The organism is Clostridium sp. ZBS15 (assembly GCF_023845705.1).
GTDB lineage: Bacteria > Bacillota > Clostridia > Clostridiales > Clostridiaceae > Clostridium > Clostridium aquiflavi.
This window is the reverse complement of sequence record NZ_JAMQHY010000004.1, coordinates 1-22,402: the sequence shown is the minus strand read 5'-3', so window position 1 is coordinate 22,402 and position 22,402 is coordinate 1. Positions and strand designations below refer to the sequence as shown.

Sequence of the window (22,402 nt, the reverse complement as noted above, 5' to 3'; positions counted from 1 at the left end):
AAATATGGTATTGTATATTTGAGTAATCGATTAACTTAAGGAAAAAAAGGGGATTAAGATGGCATCAACAATAAAAGATGTAGCAAATTTATCTAAAGTATCCGTAGCTACAGTATCAAGAGTTTTAAATAATCTAGGAGGATATTCTGAAGAAACCAAAATTAGAGTTCTTAAAGTAGTTGATGAAATTGGCTATAAAAGAAATGCCATTGCAAGATCATTATCAACGAATACAACAAGAACTATAGGTGTAATTATACCGGATGTATCTACAAGCTTTGATGGTGAAATCATTGGAGGAATAGAGGATACAGCACATGATAATAACTATAGTGTTATACTTTGTAATGCTGGTTCAGAAGGAATTAGAACTTTAGAGTATTTAAGAATTTTAGAGGAAAGACAATTAGATGCTGTCATCATTGTAAGTATAAAAATAGAAGATGAATATTACAAGGCTTTAAAAAAAATTAATATTCCATATATACTTATATCTACAACATCACCTAAATATGATATGCCTCATATAAAAGTAGATGATTTATCAGCTGCTTATACTGCAACTAAGTATCTATTAGATAGAGGTCATAGGAAAATTGCTATGATAAGTGGAACTAAAGAAGATACAATAGCAGGATTACCTAGAGTACAAGGATATATGAAGGCACTTTCAGATTATGGAATAAATATAGATAATGACTTAGTTACATATGGAGATTTCTCTTATAAAAGTGGAATTGAATGCATGAATACTTTATTAGAAAGAAAAAAAGAATTTACAGCTATATTTGTAGCTAGTGATGATATGGCAGTGGGCGTTTTAAATGTTGCCTATAGAAAAAATATCAGAGTACCAGATGATTTATCAATTGTAGGATATGATAATACCAAGGTGGCTATAATGTCAATACCACCATTAACAACATTATCACAACCATTATATGAAATGGGCTGTAAGGCATTTAATGAAATTTTAAATATGTTAAATGGAAACGGTTCTAAAAATCAAATAATTATGGATCATAATATTGTTGAAAGGGAAACTGTAAAATGGTTTAAATAAACCATTTTATTTTTCAAGGTTACGTAATCGGTTAACCTAATACATAATTTATTTAGATCATGTTTTAGTAGAGTGTTTATATATGTCACTTTACCTAATATAGATATAAACATATATTTAAAACATAGTATTTATTTATAAAATAAAAAGGAGGAGTTTTTATGAAAAAAAATTGGTGGAGAGAAAGTGTAGTATATCAAATTTATCCAAGAAGTTTTAAGGATAGTAATGGTGATGGAATTGGGGATATAAGAGGAATTATAGAAAAGTTAGATTACTTAAAAGAATTAGGTATAGATGTAATTTGGCTTTCACCTGTATATAAATCACCTAATGATGACAATGGATATGATATAAGTGATTATAAAGATATAATGACTGAATTTGGTACTATGAATGACTTTGATGAGTTACTTAAATCAGCTCATAAAAAAGGAATTAAAATAATGATGGATTTAGTTGTAAATCATACATCAGATGAACATCAATGGTTTGTAGAAAGCAGAAAATCAGAAACTAGCAAGTATAGAGATTATTATGTATGGAAAAAAGGTAAAGATGGTCAACCACCAAATAATTGGACATCTTGTTTTAGCGGTCCAGCATGGCAATATGATGAAGAAACAGATATGTATTACTTGCATTTATTCTCTAAAAAACAACCAGATTTAAACTGGGAAAATAGTGAATTAAGAAATGATGTTTATTCTATGATGCAATGGTGGTTAGATAAGGGAATAGATGGATTTAGAATGGATGTTATTAATTTTATTTCTAAAAATCAAGAATTCCCTGATGGTGTAAATGGAGATTTTAGTAAGTATTCAATGAATGGACCAAGAATACATGAGTTTTTAGAAGAAATGAATGAAAAGGTTTTAAAAGGTAAAAATTTAATAACAGTTGGAGAAATGCCAGGTGTAAGTATTGAAGAAGCTAAGTTATATACTGGGGAAGACAGAAACGAACTTAATATGGTATTTCAATTTGAACATACAGACTTAGGTAATGGAAAGTATGGAAAATGGCATAAGAATTCATTTAAGTTAACAGATTTAAAGAAAATAATGACTAAATGGCAAAAGGGGTTAGAAGATTCAGGCTGGAACAGCTTATATTGGAATAATCACGATCAACCAAGGGTAGTTTCAAGATTTGGGGATGATAAGAAATATTGGAAAGAATCAGCTAAGATGTTAGCTACATGTCTTCATATGATGAAAGGAACTCCTTATATTTATCAAGGTGAAGAAATTGGTATGACTAATGTTGCATTTGATGATTTAAATGATTATAAAGATATAGAAATTATAAATGCATACAATGATCTTGTTGTTAAAAAAGGAAGATCGCATGATGAAATGATGGAAGGAATTCATGATAGAGGCAGAGATAATGCACGTACACCTATGCAATGGGATAGCAGTATAAATGCAGGATTTACAACAGGTATTCCTTGGATTAAGGTTAACCCTAACTACAATAAAATAAATGCTGAAAGTCAGGTAGATAGTAAAGATTCTATTTTTAATTATTATAAAGAGCTTATAAAAATAAGAAAAGATAATGAAATTATTGTTTATGGAAATTACGATTTAATTTTAGATGATAGTGAAGAGATATATGCATATGTAAGAACATTAAATGAAGAACAATTATTAGTAATATGTAATTTCTCTAGCAATACTTCAGAATTTAAATTACCTAATAATATAAAATCAAAATACAAAAAACTTCTTATAGCAAACTATGATGAATGTAAAGAAGAAACATTAGAGAATATAAGCTTAAGACCTTACGAATGTAGAGCATATCTTATTTAATAATGATATATCTTGTTTTGGGAACGATTCCTGAAACAAGATATATAGTCAACAAAGATTATAAAAAATAGGAGGTGAATACTATTTTTCTATGAGTATTAAGTACTATAGAAAAGTAGTTGGCATAATGAAGATTACAAAAATTCTTATTAGTTGCTTAACAATTTGTATTTTTTCTACATCACTTTTAACTGGTTGTAAAAGCAATGATATTAAAAATGCAGATGGAAAAGAACAAGTAGAAGTTTTTTTAAGTAAAGCAGAAGCAATAAATACATTTAAAAATTTTGAAGAAAAATTTGAAAAGGAAAATCCTGATATAGATGTAATTATTAGTTCACCAGCTCAAGCTATGACAGTATTAAAAACAAGATTAGTAAAGAATGATGTTCCAGATATATTAACAATAGCTGGGGAGATGAATTATGGAGACTTTGTAGATGCAGGCATTTTAGAAGATTTATCTAGTCAAAAAAATATTATAGATAGAATACAACCTGCTTACGTTAATGTTTTAAAAAGCTTAGAGTTTGAACCTAGTGACACTTTATGTGGAATACCTTATGCATGTAATGCTGGAGGAGTAGTTTACAATAAAGATATTTTTGAAAAATTAAAATTAAAAGTTCCAACTACATGGGATGAATTTATAGATACTGCTGAAAAGATAAAAGAAGCAGGAACTACACCATTTTACTTTACATTAAAGGATGCATGGACTGCCATGCCAGCTTGGAATGCTATAACAGCTAATACTGAATCTGAAGACTTTTTTATTGAACGTAGAAAAAATGAAGTTACATTTAGAGATGAATATAAACCAATAGCTGAAAAGATGGAAAAGTTAATGGAATATGGTCACAATGATAATTTTGGAATCGGATACAATGATGGAAATGTATCTTTTGCTCAAGGAAATGCAGCAATGATGATACAAGGAAATTGGGTTATTCCAGAAATATTAAAGATAAATCCAGATATGAATTTAGGAATGTTTGTATTGCCAACAAATAATGATGCAAGCAAGAACAATGTTGTTTCAGGTATCGATTTACTATTTGCAGTACCTAAGGATTCTAAGCATAAAGAAGCGGCAATTAAATTTTTAGATTTTATGACTAAGAATGAGAATGTAGAACTATATGCAAAAGAGCAGTTTGCAATTCCAGCAATTAATAATATATATCAACAAGATAAAACTGTAGAAGATTTGAATCCATATTTTAAAAATGGAATGGTTTTAGATTTTCCAGATCACCATTATCCAGCATCAATGCAAGTTGGAGATTTAGCTCAAGCTTATTTATTTGATAAGGATATAGAAAAGCTTTTAAATAGTTTAGATGACAGATGGAATAGATCACAGCAATAAAATAAGTTATAGGGGTGAACGAGCATGAAAGAGAAAAGAAGAGTGTTCTTATTAATGTCAATACCAGCAGTAATTCTATTTTTTATTTTTCATACATTACCTTTACTAAAGGGTATATCTTATAGTTTTACAAACTGGAGAGGATTTGGAACTTTTAGATTTGTAGGTATAAAGAATTATATAAGTATATTCTCAGATGAAAGAATAATTAATTCATATATGTTTACATTTAAATTTGCTTTACTTTCAACAATTATAGTAAATGTAATAAGCTTAATTTTAGCAGTAGGATTAAATTCTAAAATAAAATTCAAAAGTACTTTAAGAGGTATTTATTTTATTCCTAATATTTTAGGTGGATTAATAGTTGGATATATATTCAATTATATATTTACATTTATACTAACAAGTGCAGGGCAAGCGATAGGAAGCGAAGTTTTAAGTAAAAGCATACTTGGAAATCCTAATTTGGCATGGCTTGGGGTTGTTATAGTAGCATCTTGGCAAGCTATTGCATTTAACACAATAATATATATTTCTGGACTTCAAACTATTTCAGAAGATGTATATGAAGCAAGTGCAATTGATGGTGCGAATAAATGGATACAATTCAAAAAGATAACGTTTCCTTTACTAGCTCCATTTTTCACTATAAATATGGTGCTTGCAATGAAAAATTTCTTAAATGTATTCGATCAAATTATATCACTTACTGGTGGTGGTCCTTCAGGATCAACAGAATCTATAGCTGTATTAATATACAAAGCTGGTTTTGATGGTAGTCAATTTGGATACCAATCAGCAAACTCAGTTATTTATTTCATAGTAGTAGTAGCAATATCATTATTACAACTAAGAATCCTTGAAAGAAGGGAGATGCAATTATAATGTTCGCAGTAGCTAATAAATCAAGAAAAAATAAAGAATCTAAAGTAAATAAAGATGAGAAAACAAATTGGTTTGTAACAATACTAATGATTTTAGGAACTATAACTGTACTTTTTCCATTATTAATAACAGTACTTATAGCATTGAAATCACCACAAGATATGATGAACGGAATCTTTTCATTACCAAAAGTGTTTCATTTTGAAAACTTTACTAAAGCTATAGAAATGACTAATTTCTTTAATGCATTAAAAAACAGTTTAACTATTACAATAACAACTGTTATATTAACACTTATCACTAATTCAATGGTTGGTTATGCAATAGCAAGAAATATGCATAAAAAAACATATAAAGCGATGTACTATTATTTTTTAAGTGCTATGTTTGTACCATTTCCAATTATAATGCTTCCACTTGTAAAGCAAGTTAGTGTTTGGAATATGGATAATATAATTGGATTACTTCTTTTATATACAGTGTATGGACTATCTTCTAATGTATTTTTATATGTAGGTTTTCTAAAATCTATACCAATAGAATTAGAAGAAGCAGCATTGATAGATGGAGCAAGTACTTGGCAAGTATTTTTTAAAATAATATTTCCAATGTTAAAACCAATACATGCAACAGTAGCAATTTTAACAGCATTATGGTGTTGGAATGATGTTATGTTACCACTTGTAATATTAAGTAACCCGGACTTTGCAACTATTCCTTTAGTTCAATTTATATTCCAATCACAATTTGGAACAGACTATAATTTAGCATTTGCATCATACTTATTAGCGTTAATACCTATATTATTATTCTACTTAGTAGCACAAAAAGGTATTATCGATGGAGTTACTAAAGGGGCTATAAAATAATTATTAAAACATATAAAAAATGAACCTATAGTTTAATATAGGTTCATTTTTATCTTTATTTTCTTAAATAAAAAATTTTAAAAAAAGTAGTTATTTTTCTTCACTATCTTTAGTTTTTTTATCTATACCACATGAAACCCATGGATAATCTGGATTACTTGAATCACATGGCTTTGATGGATCTACTTTAACCTGTTCTTCTTCAAAAGTTACTTCATATTTATCTGTACAATTACATTCATTTTTTTTGTTTAAATTTTCTTTATTACTCATATTACTTCGCTCCTATCTCTCTGTATTTCATATTTTTATTATAAAACAAATATTATTAATTGACAATACTTATTAAATAATATTTTAGATTATTTAGTATATTTTGTATTTATCAAATTAATTATATGTTATTCATAACTTTTATATTTATACTACTTAGCGCTTTATTCAAATTAGTTTTTCAATTTAAAAAATTATTTTGTGAAGTAGCTTTAAATTAATATAAAGATAAAACTAAAGAGCAAGTTATTTTAAACTTGCTCTTTAGCTATTACTTATTTATTAAATTTTTCTAGAATTCAGATGTTCCAGGAGTTCTAGGGAATGGTATTACGTCTCTGATATTTGTCATACCAGTGATGTACATGATTAATCTTTCAAATCCTAAACCAAATCCAGCATGTTTAGTTTCTCCGTATTTTCTTAATTCTAAGTACCACCAGTAATCTTCTTTCTTAAGACCTAATTCAGCCATTCTAGCTTCTAATTTATCAAGTCTTTCTTCTCTTTGGCTACCACCAATGATTTCTCCGATACCTGGTACTAAAAGATCAGTTGCAGCAACAGTTTTATTATCTTCATTCATTCTCATATAGAATGCTTTAATTTCTTTAGGATAATCTGTTACAAATAGTGGCTTTTTAAAGTGTTCTTCTGTAAGATATCTTTCGTGTTCAGTTTGTAAATCGATACCCCAAGATACGTCATAATCAAATTCTTTATCACATTTCTCTAAGATTTCAACAGCTTCTGTGTATGTAACTTTAGCAAAGTCTGATGAAACAACATGATTTAATCTTTCTAATAATCCTTTATCAACAAATGAATTGAAGAATTGTAATTCTTCTGGACATTCATCCATAACATATTTTATAACGTATTTAAGCATTGCTTCTGCAAGTTCCATATCATCTTGTAAATCAGCAAATGCTATTTCAGGTTCTATCATCCAGAATTCAGCTGCATGTCTTGTAGTATTAGAATTTTCAGCTCTGAATGTAGGTCCAAATGTATATATATTTCTGAATGCTAATGCAAAACATTCAGCATTTAATTGACCAGAAACAGTAAGGTTAGTTTCTTTACCAAAGAAGTCTTTAGTATAATCAATATCTCCTTCTTTAGTTAATTCAGGAGCTTTAGGGTCAAGAGTAGTTACTCTAAACATTTCTCCAGCACCTTCACAGTCACTACCTGTAATTATTGGAGTATGAGTATATACAAAACCTTGTTCTTGGAAGAATTTATGTATTGCAAAGGCAGCAACTGAACGTACTCTAAATGTTGCTGAGAATGCGTTACTTCTTGGTCTTAAATGTGCAATTGATCTTAAGTATTCAAAAGTATGTCTTTTCTTTTGAAGTGGGTAATCAGAATTTGACATTCCTTCAATAACTATTTCTTTAGCTTGAATTTCAAATGGTTGCTTAGCATCTGGTGTAGCAACTAATGTACCAACAACTGAGATTGAGGAGCTTATTGGTAATTTTGAAATTTCTTTAAAGTTACCTAATTTGTCATCAAAAACTACTTGGATATTTTTAAAGAAAGAACCATCATTTATTTCAATGAAACCAAAAGCATTAGATGCTCTTAAAGTTCTTATCCAACCTGATATCATTACTTCCTTTGAAAGAAATTGATCAGTTTCTCTATAAATTTTTTTAATTAAAACTGTATTTTTCATTTACATGACCTCCATAATTTAATTCATTAAATATTTAATTTATCTATATGATTAACATATAATAATGAGTTAATATTTATTTTATAAAATATAAAAAAGTATAAAAAAAACTCCCGTCCCCGTATGGGACGAAAGTATTATTTCGTGGTACCACCCAATTTGCCATATAACATATAAAATTATATGACTTCTCTTAGATTATTAACGAGGTTGCCCCCGTCTAAGCCTACTAATTATTAAAAACTTTCGGTTAGAAACTCAGAGATGTTCTTCGGAATAGACTTCGTATAAGGCTCACACCATCCCTTACTCGCTAAGACTATATTCTAAACGTACTCTTCTCATCAAAGTAATTACAATATTACATTGTGTATAATTTTACAGTATTTCTTTTACAAATGCAACAGAGTTATTCTAAACCTTTTTCAAAACTTTTAATTAATTTTGAAGGAAAGTTTAATAAAGTCATATCTTTTACGATTCTTGGGTACTCATATTCTAATTCTTTTATCTGCGCTTTAATCCCGCTAATCTCATTTATATCTAACAAACAATAAGTAAGATTAGGTCTACCTATTTTAGGCTTTCCAATACTACCACAATTTATATACATTTTTTCTCCAAAACTTTTAATAGAAGGAATATGGGTATGTGCACAAACCAAAATATCTTCTTCCATAGTTTCTATTATATTTTTAGTATCTTCAGCGTCTTCAAATAAATATTGATTAAGTATGCTTGGACTACCATGAACAAATATTATTTTTTTGCCTTGAATATTAATACTAATAGATGATGGTAAATTACTTAAAAAATATCTATTTTGTGCTCTAAGCTCATTGTATGTCCAAGGAAGAGAAAAACTATTTATTGCAGTTTCTCTTATAAAAGTATAATCATTATCTATAACAGATTTATCATAATTTCCTTGAATGCAAAGAATATTTCTTCTTTTAATCATTGCTATAACTTCATTAGGATGTGGTCCATATCCAACTAAATCGCCTAAACAAACAATTGAATCCACTTTTTCATTGTCTATATCTTGTAATGCTCTAATAAGTGAATAAATATTTCCGTGTATATCTGAAATTATTGCTATTTTCATAACTAACTCCCCTTATGTTTAAATATAAAATTGTTAAATATATTATATCATTATAATATTATTTTTAGATGCAAAGTTATATAATAAATTTTATAGAATATTTTAATTTATTATATACAAATAATATATAGAAAAGATATGTTTTAAATATTTGATTATATATTGAATTATGTACAATTTTGATTAATTATATATAAATTTTACTAAAACATAGATTAAAAACAGAAACAAAATTTATTAAAATAATTACTAAGTTAAGGGGTTGATTTTATGAAAAATCATAGAGTTTTAAAAGTAATAAAAGAAATGGAGTCACAAGGACTTTCACAAATAATAGTTACATCACCAGCATCAATTTATTATCTTGTAGGTAAAAGAATTTCGCCAGGAGAAAGAATGATTGCACTTTACATAAATTCTTCTGGAAATCATAAATTTATAGTTAATAAGCTTTTTCCAATAGAAGAAGACTTAGGTGTAGATATTATTTGGTATACAGATAGTGATGATTCAGTTGAAGTATTAAGCAAAGTTTTAGAAAAGGATAAAGTTTTAGGTATAGATAAAGATTGGAGTGCTAAATTTTTGATAAGATTAATGGAGCTTAACGTAGTAAAAGGCTTTGTAAATTCATCTCCAATAATTGATAGCTTAAGAATGATTAAAGACTCAGAAGAGATTGAACTTATGAAAAAATCATCACAAATAAATGATAGAGTTATGTTAAAACTTCAATCAGAGCTTAAGGAAGGCATGACAGAAAAATATTATCAAAGATTACTTGCTGAAATATATGAAGAAGAGGGTGCAAGTGGATTTTCATTTACACCAATAGTAGCATTTGATACTAATGGAGCAGATCCTCATAGTGAATGTGGAAGTACAAAGCTAAAGAAAGGTGACACTATAGTTTTAGATATAGGAGGAATATATAATTATTATTGCTCTGACATGACTAGGACTGTATTCTTTGGAGAAGAACCTAATGACCATAAAAAAGAAATATATGAAATAGTTAAAGAAGCAAACTTAAATGCTATCAAAAAAGTAAAAGATGGTGTGAAATTTTCAGAAATAGATTCTGCTGCAAGAAGCTATATAGATGATAAAGGATATGGTGAATTCTTTACTCATAGAACAGGTCATAGTATAGGTTTAGAAACTCATGATAAGGGAGATGTAAGCTCAATAAATCATGAAGAGGTTAAAGCTGGAATGATATTCTCCATTGAACCTGGAATATATCTAAAAGATGACATAGGAGTTAGAATAGAAGATTTAGTATTAGTAACAAAAGATGGTGCAGAAATACTAAATTCAGTAACAAAAGAACTTACAGTTATATAAGATTATATAGAGAGTAGTATAAGTTTTGAAATTCTAATTGTATATTATGTAATATGGAATTTTAGTTGAGAATTGATAGTTGAAAATGGAGAGTTAAGGAATAAATTTCAAGTTGAAATTTAAACGTATATTTTTTAGAAAGCCTATGGCTTTCAGCCAAAACTCTCAACTCTCATCTATCCACTTTCAACTAATAAAAAAATTAATTTATCATTTTTTATTAAAATCTTAAATATTATTATTTTTCTTGGTTAAGGTATTTTTCACCAACGATGACAACATCGCCAGCACCAACTGTAAGAAGTAAATCATTAGGTTTAGCATTTTCATTTACATACTTTAATGCTTCATCATGAGAATGGACATTTGTACATTTAACGCCTTTAGCTCTTAAAGCTTCTCCTAAATCATTTGAAGAAACTAATCCAGTATCTTTTTCACGAGCAGCGTAAATATCCATTAGAACAACTTCATCAGCATCAAAAAATGCATCTGTGAATTCATCAAACAATGTTTTAGTTCTTGTATAAGTATGTGGTTGGAATACACAGAAAGTTTTGTTATGAAGAATTTTCTTTGATGTATTTAAAGTTGCCTTTATTTCTACTGGATGATGAGCATAGTCATCTATAACAGTAACACCATTTACTTCTCCCTTATATTCAAATCTCTTATGCGCACCCTTACATTCTGATAATCCACATATTATATCATCATAATTAAGATTAAATACAAGTGATACACAAATTGAAGAAAGTGCATTTAATATATTGTGTTCTCCAGGATTGCTTAAAGTTAAATCAAATAATTTATCATTGTGTTTATAAACATCAAAAGAAGCACAACCCTTTTCATTGAAAGTTATATTTCTAGCAGTTATATCAGCGTTTTCAAATCCATAACTTAAAGTATTACATTTAGCTTTAGATAAAATTTCTTTTACCCTAGAGTCACCAACATAGCCTATTAAATAACCATCATTAGGAATTAAATCTGCAAATTGTCCAAATGTTTCAGTGATTTCATCTATATCTTTATAGTAGTCTAAGTGATCAGCATCTATATTTAAAATTACTCCAACATAAGGGAAAAAACTTAAAAATGAACGTTTATATTCACAAGCTTCTGTTATAAAGTAATCACTACTACCTATTCTGAAATTACCACCAATAACATCTAATTCTCCACCAACAAGTATAGTTGGATCTAAATTAGCTTTTAAAGTTATATTAGAGAGCATAGAAGTACAAGTTGTTTTTCCATGTGCACCAGAAATAGCAACATTATATTTATGTCCCTTCATGATATTTCCTAAAAATTCTGCTCTATTCATTAAGTCTATATTATTTTCTTTAGCATAAATAAGTTCAGGATTATTTTCAGGTATAGCAGCTGTATAAACTACTAAATCAACATCTTTTATGTTTTTTTCACTGTGGCCTATGTAAATATCAGCTCCAGAAAGTCTTAATTTTTTTAGTATTTCTGATTCCTTAAAATCTGAACCTGAAACTGTATATCCACTATTTAGTAAAACAGCAGCAAGACCACTCATACTGATTCCACCGATACCAATAAAGTGAACTTTCTTATCTCTATCTTTTATAAAATCGAAAGACAAAATATCAACTCCTCTATATTTAATTATATCCTAAACAATACTCGTAAATTACTTTATAATGATATTTGGATACTTATTTATAATTATATACATTTTTCCATAAATGAAATACAAAAAAAACAATTACTCAAATATTTTATGCTATTTTTTCAAATATGTGAAGAATTTTTGTAATTAAGAACTTTTGTATTTAAAAACCATTGATATTGAGTAAAATTTAGAATAAAATATGAATGTTAAGTATAATTAATCAAAAAATAATTCGTGAATAATTGATGTGGGTGATTTTTATGGAAAAATTAAGCAGAAACAACCGAGTGGTTGCTATAACAAAAATTTTAATAGAAAATTCAAATAAAATAATAGGTTTAAATAAGTTTTCAGAATTGTTAAATGCAGCAAAATCCACTATAAGTGAAGATATAGTTATAGTGAGAGAACTTTTAGAAAAACTTAAAATGGGAAGAATAGAAACAATTGCTGGAGTTGCAGGTGGAATTAAATATATTCCAATGATTGGAGATGATGTAGCTAGAGACTTTGCATTAAAGCTATGTGATCAATTAAAGGATGATGGAAGAGTAATACCTGGTAACATAATATATATGACTGATGTGATGTATAATCCAGAAATTATTAGTACTGCAGGTGTTATGTTATCATCGTGCTTTCAAGAAAAAAATGTAGATTATGTTATAACTGTTGAAACAAAAGGAATTCCTTTAGCTTATGAAGTAGCTAGAAATTTAGGAGTACAATTAGTAATAGCAAGAAGAGACAGTCAATTTACAGAAGGAACTACTGTCAGTATAAATTATGTATCTGGAAGCAGTGGCAGATTACAACAGATGTCTCTTTCAAAAAAATCTATGAAACCCAAGAGCAGATGTATATTTATCGATGATTTTATGAAGGCTGGAGGAACAGCTCTTGGAATTAAAGATTTATTAACAGAATTTGAGAGTGAACTAGTAGGAATAGGTGTATTAGTTGATAATAAAGAGATCAATAAAAAGTTAGTTGATGAATATGTTTCCATAGTAGAATTAAAAGCTGTTGATAAAGAAGCTATTTTGGAAATTCAACCTTCAAAAAGATTTTTGTAACAATTCGTATAAATAAAACAAATTTCTTAATATTTAGATGATTTTAGAAGGGATTTAAACATTTTCGGAGAACTTAGTTAAGTATAAGTATTTTTAAATGCAACTTGGAGGTGTACGAAAATGCAAATCACAGATGTGAGAATTAGAAAAATTTCTTCAGAAGGAAAAATGAAGGCAATAGTTTCTGTAACTTTTGATAACGAATTTGTAGTACATGATATTAAAGTTATTGAAGGCCAAAATGGGTTATTTATAGCTATGCCTAGTAGAAAAACTCCAACTGGAGAATTTAAAGACATCGCTCATCCAATAGTTATGGATTCAAGGGAAAAGATACAAAACGAAATTCTAAGCGCTTACGAAAAAGCTATTGAAGAACAAGAAGTGGAAGAATAAAGTTTAATAATTGGGAAAAATGAGAGGAAGATAAATGCTTCCTTTTATTTTTTGTACAAATTTAAGATGCATTAGATAAAACTTGAAATAAAAATTCGTTTCAAATATAATTAATTAGTATGAATTTAAAGCATATTATTAACATATTTTGTTAAGAATATGTTTGTAAATGAGGTGGGATAACAATGTATAAATGTGCCTTAGTTTTAGCGGCTGGACAAGGAAAAAGAATAAAATCAGATTTACCTAAAGTTTTACATAAAGTATGTGGAAAAGAAATGGTTAATCATGTTATAGATACCATAAGAAAAGCTGGAATACAAGATGCCAATATAATAATAGGAAAAGGAGCAGAACTTGTTAAAGAAAGAACTGCAGAAAAGGATGTGACTTATTCACTTCAATTAGAGCAGTTAGGAACAGGTCATGCTGTACAATGTGCATCAGAATTTTTAAGAGGTAAAAAAGGCACAGTTGCAGTTTTTGCTGGAGATACTCCATTAATTAAGGAATCTACTATTAAAAATTTATTTAATACTCATATTGAAGAAAAAAATGCAGCTACAATATTAACTGCTATTATTGATGATCCAACAGGCTATGGAAGAATAATAAGAAGCGGTAATGAAGTATTAAAAATTGTAGAACATAAAGATTGTAATGAAGAAGAACTAAAAGTTAATGAAATGAACTCTGCTATATATTGTTTTGATATAGAATTATTATATGAATCATTAAGTAAACTAAGCAATAACAACGAACAAGGTGAATACTATCTTACAGATGTTATAGAAATATTAAAATCTGCAGGACATAATATAGGAGCAGTTGTAACTGATTTTGAGGAAACTATAGGGGTTAACTCTAGAGCTCAATTAGCTCAAGCTGAAGAAATACTTAAAGATAGAATAAACTTAAAACATATGGAAAATGGAGTTACATTAATAGATCCTAAAACAACATATATAGGTATTGATGTAGAAATAGGAAAGGATACTATAATATATCCTAATAATATTTTTGAAGGTAATACTATTATAGGGGAAAGATGTATAATATATCAAAACTCAAGGATAAAGGATAGTATTATAAAAAATGAAGTAGATATTCAATCTTCTGTAATTTTAGACAGCAGTATTGGCAATAATACTACTGTTGGACCATTTGCATATATAAGACCTGAAAGTAAAATTGGAGAAAAAGCAAGAATAGGTGACTTTGTAGAAATAAAGAAATCTACTATTGGAGATGGAACAAAGGTATCTCATTTAACTTATATAGGCGATGCTGAAGTAGGTAAAGAATGTAATTTCGGTTGTGGTACAGTAGTAGTAAATTATGATGGTAAGAAAAAATATAAAACTATTATTGGGGATCACAGCTTTATAGGATGTAATACAAACTTAGTTTCACCAGTAGAAGTAGGGGATAATACCTACATAGCAGCTGGCTCAACTATTACATCGGAAGTACAAGAAGGTGACCTTGCAGTAGCAAGAGCTAAGCAAAGAAATATTAAAGGATGGGTAGCTAAAAAAGGATTAAAAAAATAATTTTAATTATAAATCAGCCAAAATTTTAAGGAGGTCTTCTTATATTATGATAAGCCATGAAAGAAATATAAAAGTTTTTACTGGAAATTCAAACTGTAAATTAGCACAAGATATAGCAGATATATTAGGTGTGCCAGTAGGAAAATCAAAGGTATCAACTTTTAGTGATGGAGAAATATCTGTCGATATTAATGAAACTGTAAGAGGTACTGATGTATTCATCGTACAATCAACATGTTCTCCTGTTAATGATAATTTAATGGAATTATTAATAATGATAGATGCTTTTAAAAGAGCATCAGCAGGTAGAATAACAGCAGTTATTCCTTACTATGGATATGCAAGACAAGACAGAAAAGCGAAAGCTAGAGATCCAATTACGGCAAAACTAGTTGCCGATTTAGTAACAGCAGCAGGAGCACATAGAGTTTTGACTATGGATTTACATGCATCGCAAATTCAAGGATATTTCAATATACCAGTTGATCATTTATTAGGAGCACCTATATTAGCTAAGCACTTTATATCAAAAGGATTAGCGGAACAAGATGATGTGGTTGTAGTATCACCAGACCTAGGAAGTGTAACAAGAGCAAGAAAATTCGCAGATAATCTTCATGCACCAATAGCTATAATAGATAAAAGAAGACCTAAAGCGAATGTTTCAGAAATTATGAATATTATTGGCGAAGTTGAAGGAAAAAGATGTATATTAATTGATGATATGATAGATACAGCAGGAACTATATCAAATGCAGCTAATGCCCTTAAAGAATTAGGTGCTAAAAATGTTTATGCATGCTGTACGCATGGAGTTTTATCAGGACCAGCATGTGAAAGATTAGATAAATCTGCAATTGAAGAACTAGTATTATTAAATACTATTCCAGTAGATGTAGAAATGGAAAATATGAAGATTACTGCTCTTTCTGTTGCTCCACTATTTGCAGAAGCTATTAAAAGAATATACGATGATGAACCAATAAGTAAATTATTTGAAGTATAATCTTGTATACATATAATAAAACCTCCTATGAGCATATCATGGGAGGTTTATTAACATGTTAAACAAGATTTCATATTGTTTGTAAGTAATCTAAAAAGGAGTAATTTTTTTTATGGATAAATCTTTTGGAAAGGTTTTAATTATAAGTAACGATATATATAGCAATGATTTAATGGATAATTATTTAAAATTATCAGGTTATAAAACTAAAATAGTGCTAGATGGAAATGATGCTAAAAGTGTATTTTTGAAATATGCCCCTAATATAATTTTGTTAGATTTACTTACAAAAAATCTTAATGGTATGGATTTTTTAAAATGGATAAGAAAACAAAGTAATATTCCTATTATAGTAGTTACAAGTAATGATTGTCTTTTTGATAAGGTTTTAGCATTTGATATAGGTGCAGATGATTATATTTTAAAGCCATTTAAAGTAGAAGAGTTAGTTGCTAGGATGAAAGCTATTATAAGAAGATGTAGCATAGAAAATAATAAAACAGATATAATATCTATATCTCATTTATCAATAAATTTAAGTACCTATGAAGTTATTTTTAAAGGAAATATAATTAATTTACCACCAAAGGAATTTGAATTATTAGTTTTTCTTATAAATAATCCTAATAAGGTTTTTACAAGAAAAGAATTATTAGATGAAATATGGGGAAATGATTATAAGAGTGATTGTAGAACTATAGATGTTCATATCAAAAGATTAAGAGAGAAGTTTGAACCAGATGCAAATTATAAAATAGTTACACTTTGGAGAAAAGGCTATAAATTTCAAACAAAATAATTAAATATATGAAATATATTATTATTTAGTATAATAGAAGATAAATTAGTATAATTAAAAGATATGCAAAGGAGAAAAATATGTTTTTAATAGTTGGACTTGGAAACCCAGGAAGTAAATATGATAATACAAGACATAATATTGGATTTGAAGTTATTGATAACATTTCAAATGAGTATAATATTGATATAAATAGGCAAAAATTTAAAGGTGTATATGGTGAAGGATTTATAGCTAATAATAAGGTTATTGTATTAAAACCAACCACATATATGAATTTAAGTGGGGACAGCGTAAGAGAAGTAGCTAATTTTTATAAAATAAGTAATGAAAATATTATAGTAATATATGATGATATAAGTTTAGATATAGGAAGACTAAGAATAAGAGAAAAAGGCAGTGCAGGCGGGCATAATGGTATAAAGAGCATAATAGCAAATTTATCAACGGATGTTTTCCCAAGGATTAAAGTGGGTGTTGGACAACCTAACGTTAATTTAGTTGATTATGTTTTAGGAAAATTCTCAAAAGAAGAAAAAGAAGTATTAAAAGAAAGTATTGAAGCAGCGACAAATTCGGTAGAAGAAATAATAAAACAAGATGTAAATTCAGCTATGAACAAATTTAATGGATTTAAGGCTGATAAAAGTATTTAAGGATGGTGTATAAGATGAGATTAAAAGGGTTATTAGAGCCCTTAGAAACTGGTATTGAGTTAAAAAAAATATTGCAATCTATTAATGAAAAAACTTATCCAGTAGGTATATATGGGTTATCAGATTCAGGAAAATCTTATATGATAGATGGAATATTTGAAAATATTGAAAAATCTATTGTTATTGTTACTCAAAATGATATGGAAGCTAAGAATCTTTATGAAGACTTAATTTTATATACTAATGAAGTATATTATTTTCCTGTAAAAGAGACGGTTTTTTATAATATAGATGCTGTATCAGGTGATTTAAGATGGGCAAGATTAAATGTAATAAATGAGATATTAAATAATAAAAATAAAAAAATAGTAATAACATCTATAGATTCTTTTATGGCAACATATGCTCCGCATAAACTATTTATTAAATATAGTATGACTATAAAACAAGGTACTGAGATTAATTTTAATGAAATGTCTTCAAAATTAATTGAAAGTGGCTATGAGAGAGTAGAAATAGTTGAATCAAAGGGACAATTTTCTGTAAGAGGAGGAATATTAGATATATTCCCAACATGTTCAACTTATCCTTATAGAGTTGAACTTTTTGGAGATGAAATAGAATCTATTAGAACTTTTAATTCAGAATCTCAAAGAAGCATAGATAAAGTTAAATCTTTTAAAGTGTTTCCAGCAAAAGAAATATTAGTGTCTCAAGAGTCAATGAATAAAGCAAAAGAATCAATTTTAAATGAATTTAAGAAAATTTCTTCACATAATAAAGAAAAAGAAAGAATAGAAAAATTAGAAAAGGTAGTTAAATCTAATATAGAATCACTTGAAGAAAATTTAACATTTGAAACTATAGATAGCTATTTACCTTATTTTTATGATGAAATAGAAAGCTTTTTTGATTATTTTAAAAATTATTTATTTATAATGAATGATGTTAAACGATGTAAAGGTAAATTAGAATCATCTTACTTGGAATTTGCTGAAAATTTCACTTCATTTCTTGAAAGAGGAGATATACTTCCAGGTCAAGAAAAGTTATTAATTAATGAACATGATACATTAGATAAATTTGAGAAATCAAATATACTTTTCTTTGAAACTTTAAATAATACAGAAAAATTTTTAAAACCTTTCACGAGTATAGAGTTAAAGCAAACAACGTTAAGCAATTATCAAGGTCAATTAGATATACTAATAGAAGACATCTTAGACAAAAAATCAAAGGGATATAAAACAGTAATATTATCTGGTACTAAAGTCAGAGGAGAAAGACTTGTAGATACCTTAAGAGATAGAGGTGTTGAAAGTTCTTATAAAGATAAGATAAAGGAAATACAATTTGGAGAAGTTGTAATAACATGTGGTAATCAATTAAAGGGATTTGAATATCCAGAATATAAATTATGCATTATATCAGATAAAGAAGTATTTGGTGAAGCAAAGAGAAAATTAAAACCAAAGAATAAAAAGAAAAAGGGTATATCTAAAATAAAAAGCTTTAATGAATTGAAGCCAGGGGATTATGTAGTCCATGTAAATCATGGAATAGGAGTCTATAAAGGAATAAAACAGATAGATGTATCTGGTCATAAGAGAGACTATCTAGATATTGTATATGACAAAGGTGATAAATTATATGTTCCAGTAGAACAACTTGATTTAATTCAAAAATACATTGGTAGTGAGGGTAAATCACCTAAAATTACAAAACTTGGTGGAGCTGAATGGCAAAAGGCTAAGGCAAAAGTTAGAAAATCAATCAATGATATTGCAGAAGATTTAGTGAAGTTATATGCCACTAGATCTACAATAAAAGGTCATAAATTTAGTAAAGATACTCAATGGCAAAGACAATTTGAAGATGAATTTCCATTTGAAGAAACACCAGATCAATTAACTTCATTAGAAGAAATAAAGAAAGATATGGAATCTGATAAAGTTATGGATAGATTGCTTTGTGGTGATGTTGGATATGGAAAGACGGAAGTAGCATTAAGAGCTGCTTTTAAAGCAGTTATGGATGGAAAACAGGTTGCTTTATTAGTACCAACAACTATCTTGGCTGAACAACATTATAAAAATATGAAAAAGAGATTTTCTGATTTCCCAATTAAAATAGATATGGTAAGTAGATTTAGGACAGCTAAAGAACAAAAAGTTACAATACAAAGATTAAAAGAGGGAAATGTAGATATTTTAGTTGGTACTCATAAATTAGTATCAAAGGATATACAATTTAAGGATTTAGGATTGCTCATAGTAGATGAAGAACAACGATTTGGAGTATCTCAAAAGGAAAAAATTAAAAATATAAAGAAAAATGTAGATGTTTTAACATTAAGTGCAACACCTATTCCTAGAACACTTCATATGTCGTTAACTGGTGCCAGAGATATATCTGTAATAGAAACTCCGCCAGAAGAAAGATATCCTGTTCAAACATATGTTGTGGAGCAAAATGACCAACTTATAAGAGATGCAATATTAAGAGAAATTGGTAGGGGTGGTCAAGTCTATTTTGTTTATAATAGAGTAGAAGACATAAATGAAATGGCTAGATATGTCCAAGAATTAGTTCCGGAGAGCAAGGTTTCAGTTACACATGGACAAATGACAGAAAGACAATTAGAAAAAGAAATGATTTCATTTATGGATCAAGAATCTAATGTTTTAGTTTGTACTACAATAATAGAAACTGGAATAGATATCCCTAATGTAAATACAATAATAGTTTATAACTCCGATAAGATGGGGTTATCGCAACTGTACCAATTAAGAGGAAGAGTCGGTAGATCAAATAGAATTGCATATGCATATTTATTATATACTAAGGATAAAGTATTAACTGAAGTTGCAGAAAAAAGACTTAAAGCATTAAAAGATTTTACTGAATTAGGTTCAGGATTTAAAATAGCCATGAGAGACTTAGAAATAAGAGGCGCTGGAAATATTATGGGATCATCTCAACATGGTCATATGGCATCTGTAGGTTACGATTTATATTGTAGAATGCTTGAAGATACTATTAAGCTAATTAAAGGTGATATATCTAAAGAACCTATTGAAACTACTGTAGAAATAAAAATTGATGCATTTATATCTGAAAATTATATTGAAGATGAAATTCAAAAAATAGAAATATATAAGAAAATAGCTGCTATAGAAGATATAGAAGACTATAATGATATAAAAGAAGAGTTAGAGGATAGATATTCTAAAATACCTGAGCCAGTGCATAATTTAATGGATATAGCTTATATAAAAAGCATAGCTAAAAAGTTATTTATTGAAGAGATAAAAGAAATGCCAAAAGAAATAAGATTTAGATTTGCAAGTGGTGAAGATGAATATAAGAAGTTATTTAAAATACTTATGGAGAATTATAAAGAAAATATAATTCTTAAATTTGGAACTGAACCATATTTTTCATTTAAAACACAAGATATGAAAAAAGAGGATAAATTAGAAGTTTTAAAGGAAATTTTAGAAAAATTAGAATCTTAAATTTAAAGACTTATACAATCAATTAACATTTTAATAAAAAAGTAATATAAACGGTTTGAATTGTGAAAATAATATTGTTATACTAATATTAGAATTTTTTTAGGCTAAAATTTACAAAAAAGTGAGGGAAAAATTTTGAATAAAATAAAGAAAATTGTTGCGTCTGTAGTAGTAGCTACACTTGCATTTTCAATTGTTGGTTGTAAAATGATTGAAAAGACACCAGAAGCTATAAAAAATACAGTTCTTGCAACAGTAGGAAAAGAAAAAATAACCCAAGGCGATTTAGATAGAGACTTAAAATCAATTACGGAATCTCTAAAACAAAAATATGGAGAAAACTATGAAAGTAATGCTGACATAAAAGATCAATTAAAAGAATTAAAAAAACAATATCTAAATGCTATAGTTAATGAAAAATTGATATTAACTAAATCAGCAGAATTAAATTTAAAACCTAGCGATGAAGAATTAAATAAGCAGGTAGATGAGGCAGTAAACTATTATAAAACTGCTTATCAAACAGAAGAACAATACAATACTTTCTTAGAACAAAATGGATTTACTGAAGACGAATTTAAAGAATATCAAAAGAATCAAGCAATAGTAAGATATGTATATCAAGATATGGTTAAGGATGTAGAAGTTAATGATGATGATATACAAAAATATTATGATGAAAATAAAGATACTCAATTCTCAACTCCAGGAGAAATTAATTTTGATAAATCTTTACAACAAGCTAATGAAATAAAAAGTCAATTAGATGGTGGCACAGATTTTGCAGAAGTTGCAAAGGAAAAATCACAAGATCCAGGTACTAAAGACAACGGTGGTTCTTTAGGATTTATAGAATATTCATCAACTAAATATGTTAAAGAATTTATGGATGGATTTAAAGATTTAAAAGAAGGTGAAATTTCACAACCAATAAAGAGTCAATTTGGTTATCATATAATTAAGGTAACAGGTGTAAAAGATGATGGTGCAGAAGTTTCTCACATCTTAGTTGCAGATAAAGGTGAAGGTACAGTAACACCTTTAGAAGACGTTAAAGAAGATATTAGAGGTCAATTATTACAAAAGAAACAAAGTGATGTATTTAACGAAAAGATAGAAGACTGGAAAAAAGATGTTGGTGTAAAGATAAATGATAAAAAATTATAAACTTAAACTTTAAGTTATAAATGCTTTTACAAGTAATAAAATTGCTTGTAAAAGCATTTTTTTATTTTTAAGAAAGGCTCTGTTTTAGCAGAGTGTTGATATATGCATAAGCAAAGTGAGCGGAATAATTGAACTTAGGAATGCTAAAAT

18 protein-coding genes and 1 other annotated feature are annotated in these 22,402 nt (G+C 27.8%); of the genes, 14 read left to right on the top strand and 4 right to left on the bottom strand.

The genetic code is table 11. The annotated features are described in order from the left end of the window. Positions 1–58: 58 nt before the first annotated feature. The 5 genes from NG904_RS02230 (at position 59) to NG904_RS02210 (ending at position 6,015) form a co-directional block, all read left to right on the top strand. Entirely contained in the window at positions 59–1,063 is a 1,005-nt protein-coding gene (locus NG904_RS02230; RefSeq protein ID WP_252215996.1) for a LacI family DNA-binding transcriptional regulator, read from the top strand. A gap of 161 nt (positions 1,064–1,224) precedes the next feature. Beyond that, positions 1,225–2,886 carry a glycoside hydrolase family 13 protein gene (locus NG904_RS02225; RefSeq protein ID WP_252229493.1) on the top strand — a complete coding sequence of 554 codons (1,662 nt, stop codon included), beginning with the start codon at positions 1,225–1,227 and terminating at the stop codon, positions 2,884–2,886. A gap of 91 nt (positions 2,887–2,977) precedes the next feature. Further along, a complete protein-coding gene (locus NG904_RS02220; RefSeq protein WP_252229491.1) occupies positions 2,978–4,258 on the top strand; it encodes an ABC transporter substrate-binding protein in 1,281 nt (426 codons plus the stop codon). Positions 4,259–4,282: 24 nt separating this feature from the next. Continuing rightward, on the top strand, positions 4,283–5,146 hold the full coding sequence (locus tag NG904_RS02215; protein ID WP_252215988.1) for a carbohydrate ABC transporter permease: 864 nt from the start codon (positions 4,283–4,285) through the stop codon (positions 5,144–5,146). Beyond that, positions 5,146–6,015 carry a carbohydrate ABC transporter permease gene (locus NG904_RS02210; RefSeq protein WP_252215985.1) on the top strand — a complete coding sequence of 290 codons (870 nt, stop codon included), beginning with the start codon at positions 5,146–5,148 and terminating at the stop codon, positions 6,013–6,015. Before NG904_RS02215 ends, NG904_RS02210 begins: the two co-directional genes overlap by 1 nt. 90 nt (positions 6,016–6,105) lie before the next feature. Here the strand turns inward: NG904_RS02210 and NG904_RS02205 are convergent, their stop codons facing one another. The 3 genes from NG904_RS02205 to NG904_RS02195 form a co-directional block, all read right to left on the bottom strand. Then, on the bottom strand, positions 6,106–6,288 hold the full coding sequence (locus NG904_RS02205; RefSeq protein WP_252229489.1) for a hypothetical protein: 183 nt from the start codon (positions 6,286–6,288) through the stop codon (positions 6,106–6,108). A 292-nt stretch (positions 6,289–6,580) separates the two neighbouring features. Continuing rightward, positions 6,581–7,975, bottom strand: coding sequence for an asparagine--tRNA ligase (gene asnS, locus NG904_RS02200; RefSeq protein WP_252215961.1), 1,395 nt, complete (start codon positions 7,973–7,975; stop codon positions 6,581–6,583). Between the two features lie 121 nt (positions 7,976–8,096). Beyond that, positions 8,097–8,332, bottom strand: a binding site (T-box leader). A gap of 52 nt (positions 8,333–8,384) precedes the next feature. Then, the gene (locus NG904_RS02195) at positions 8,385–9,083 is read right to left on the bottom strand and encodes a metallophosphoesterase family protein (protein ID WP_252215958.1); all 699 of its coding nucleotides are present in this window, start codon (positions 9,081–9,083) and stop codon (positions 8,385–8,387) included. Between the two features lie 270 nt (positions 9,084–9,353). Here NG904_RS02195 and NG904_RS02190 point away from each other — a divergent pair, with 270 nt between their 5' ends. After that, positions 9,354–10,430 (top strand): M24 family metallopeptidase, encoded by a 1,077-nt coding sequence (locus NG904_RS02190; RefSeq protein ID WP_252229487.1) that lies wholly within the window; start codon positions 9,354–9,356, stop codon positions 10,428–10,430. 238 nt (positions 10,431–10,668) lie between these two features. Here the strand turns inward: NG904_RS02190 and murC are convergent, their stop codons facing one another. After that, positions 10,669–12,051, bottom strand: coding sequence for a UDP-N-acetylmuramate--L-alanine ligase (gene murC, locus NG904_RS02185; RefSeq protein WP_252229485.1), 1,383 nt, complete (start codon positions 12,049–12,051; stop codon positions 10,669–10,671). Positions 12,052–12,341: 290 nt separating this feature from the next. On the opposite strand from murC, the gene purR reads away from it, so the two are divergent. From purR to NG904_RS02145, 8 genes are all read left to right on the top strand, one after another. Further along, positions 12,342–13,157 (top strand): pur operon repressor, encoded by an 816-nt coding sequence (gene purR / locus NG904_RS02180; RefSeq protein WP_252215953.1) that lies wholly within the window; start codon positions 12,342–12,344, stop codon positions 13,155–13,157. A 120-nt stretch (positions 13,158–13,277) separates the two neighbouring features. Then, positions 13,278–13,553 carry a septation regulator SpoVG gene (gene spoVG / locus NG904_RS02175; RefSeq protein WP_252215951.1) on the top strand — a complete coding sequence of 92 codons (276 nt, stop codon included), beginning with the start codon at positions 13,278–13,280 and terminating at the stop codon, positions 13,551–13,553. 185 nt (positions 13,554–13,738) lie between these two features. Beyond that, entirely contained in the window at positions 13,739–15,106 is a 1,368-nt protein-coding gene (gene glmU / locus NG904_RS02170; protein ID WP_252229483.1) for a bifunctional UDP-N-acetylglucosamine diphosphorylase/glucosamine-1-phosphate N-acetyltransferase GlmU, read from the top strand. 46 nt (positions 15,107–15,152) lie between these two features. Next, positions 15,153–16,112 (top strand): ribose-phosphate diphosphokinase, encoded by a 960-nt coding sequence (locus tag NG904_RS02165; protein ID WP_003372561.1) that lies wholly within the window; start codon positions 15,153–15,155, stop codon positions 16,110–16,112. Between the two features lie 112 nt (positions 16,113–16,224). After that, positions 16,225–16,911, top strand: a complete 687-nt coding sequence (locus NG904_RS02160) for a response regulator transcription factor (RefSeq protein ID WP_252229481.1) — start codon at positions 16,225–16,227, stop codon at positions 16,909–16,911. Between the two features lie 80 nt (positions 16,912–16,991). Next, positions 16,992–17,567, top strand: coding sequence for an aminoacyl-tRNA hydrolase (gene pth, locus NG904_RS02155; protein ID WP_252229479.1), 576 nt, complete (start codon positions 16,992–16,994; stop codon positions 17,565–17,567). 14 nt (positions 17,568–17,581) lie between these two features. Continuing rightward, the gene (mfd, locus tag NG904_RS02150) at positions 17,582–21,085 is read left to right on the top strand and encodes a transcription-repair coupling factor (protein ID WP_252229477.1); all 3,504 of its coding nucleotides are present in this window, start codon (positions 17,582–17,584) and stop codon (positions 21,083–21,085) included. 135 nt (positions 21,086–21,220) lie between these two features. Further along, the gene (locus NG904_RS02145; protein ID WP_252229475.1) at positions 21,221–22,252 is read left to right on the top strand and encodes a peptidylprolyl isomerase; all 1,032 of its coding nucleotides are present in this window, start codon (positions 21,221–21,223) and stop codon (positions 22,250–22,252) included. Positions 22,253–22,402 lie beyond the last annotated feature (150 nt).

Bases quoted from the DNA above. Each gene is read 5' to 3' on its own strand.
- asnS (WP_252215961.1), bottom strand. From the start codon at position 7,975: ATGAAAAATACAGTTTTAATTAAAAAAATTTATAGAGAAACTGATCAA.
- NG904_RS02205 (WP_252229489.1), bottom strand. From the start codon at position 6,288: ATGAGTAATAAAGAAAATTTAAACAAAAAAAATGAATGTAATTGTACA.
- mfd (WP_252229477.1), top strand. From the start codon at position 17,582: ATGAGATTAAAAGGGTTATTAGAGCCCTTAGAAACTGGTATTGAGTTA.
- NG904_RS02230 (WP_252215996.1), top strand. From the start codon at position 59: ATGGCATCAACAATAAAAGATGTAGCAAATTTATCTAAAGTATCCGTA.
- NG904_RS02190 (WP_252229487.1), top strand. From the start codon at position 9,354: ATGAAAAATCATAGAGTTTTAAAAGTAATAAAAGAAATGGAGTCACAA.
- NG904_RS02225 (WP_252229493.1), top strand. From the start codon at position 1,225: ATGAAAAAAAATTGGTGGAGAGAAAGTGTAGTATATCAAATTTATCCA.
- NG904_RS02220 (WP_252229491.1), top strand. From the start codon at position 2,978: ATGAGTATTAAGTACTATAGAAAAGTAGTTGGCATAATGAAGATTACA.
- spoVG (WP_252215951.1), top strand. From the start codon at position 13,278: ATGCAAATCACAGATGTGAGAATTAGAAAAATTTCTTCAGAAGGAAAA.
- glmU (WP_252229483.1), top strand. From the start codon at position 13,739: ATGTATAAATGTGCCTTAGTTTTAGCGGCTGGACAAGGAAAAAGAATA.
- NG904_RS02160 (WP_252229481.1), top strand. From the start codon at position 16,225: ATGGATAAATCTTTTGGAAAGGTTTTAATTATAAGTAACGATATATAT.
- NG904_RS02165 (WP_003372561.1), top strand. From the start codon at position 15,153: ATGATAAGCCATGAAAGAAATATAAAAGTTTTTACTGGAAATTCAAAC.
- NG904_RS02215 (WP_252215988.1), top strand. From the start codon at position 4,283: ATGAAAGAGAAAAGAAGAGTGTTCTTATTAATGTCAATACCAGCAGTA.
- pth (WP_252229479.1), top strand. From the start codon at position 16,992: ATGTTTTTAATAGTTGGACTTGGAAACCCAGGAAGTAAATATGATAAT.
- NG904_RS02210 (WP_252215985.1), top strand. From the start codon at position 5,146: ATGTTCGCAGTAGCTAATAAATCAAGAAAAAATAAAGAATCTAAAGTA.
- purR (WP_252215953.1), top strand. From the start codon at position 12,342: ATGGAAAAATTAAGCAGAAACAACCGAGTGGTTGCTATAACAAAAATT.
- NG904_RS02195 (WP_252215958.1), bottom strand. From the start codon at position 9,083: ATGAAAATAGCAATAATTTCAGATATACACGGAAATATTTATTCACTT.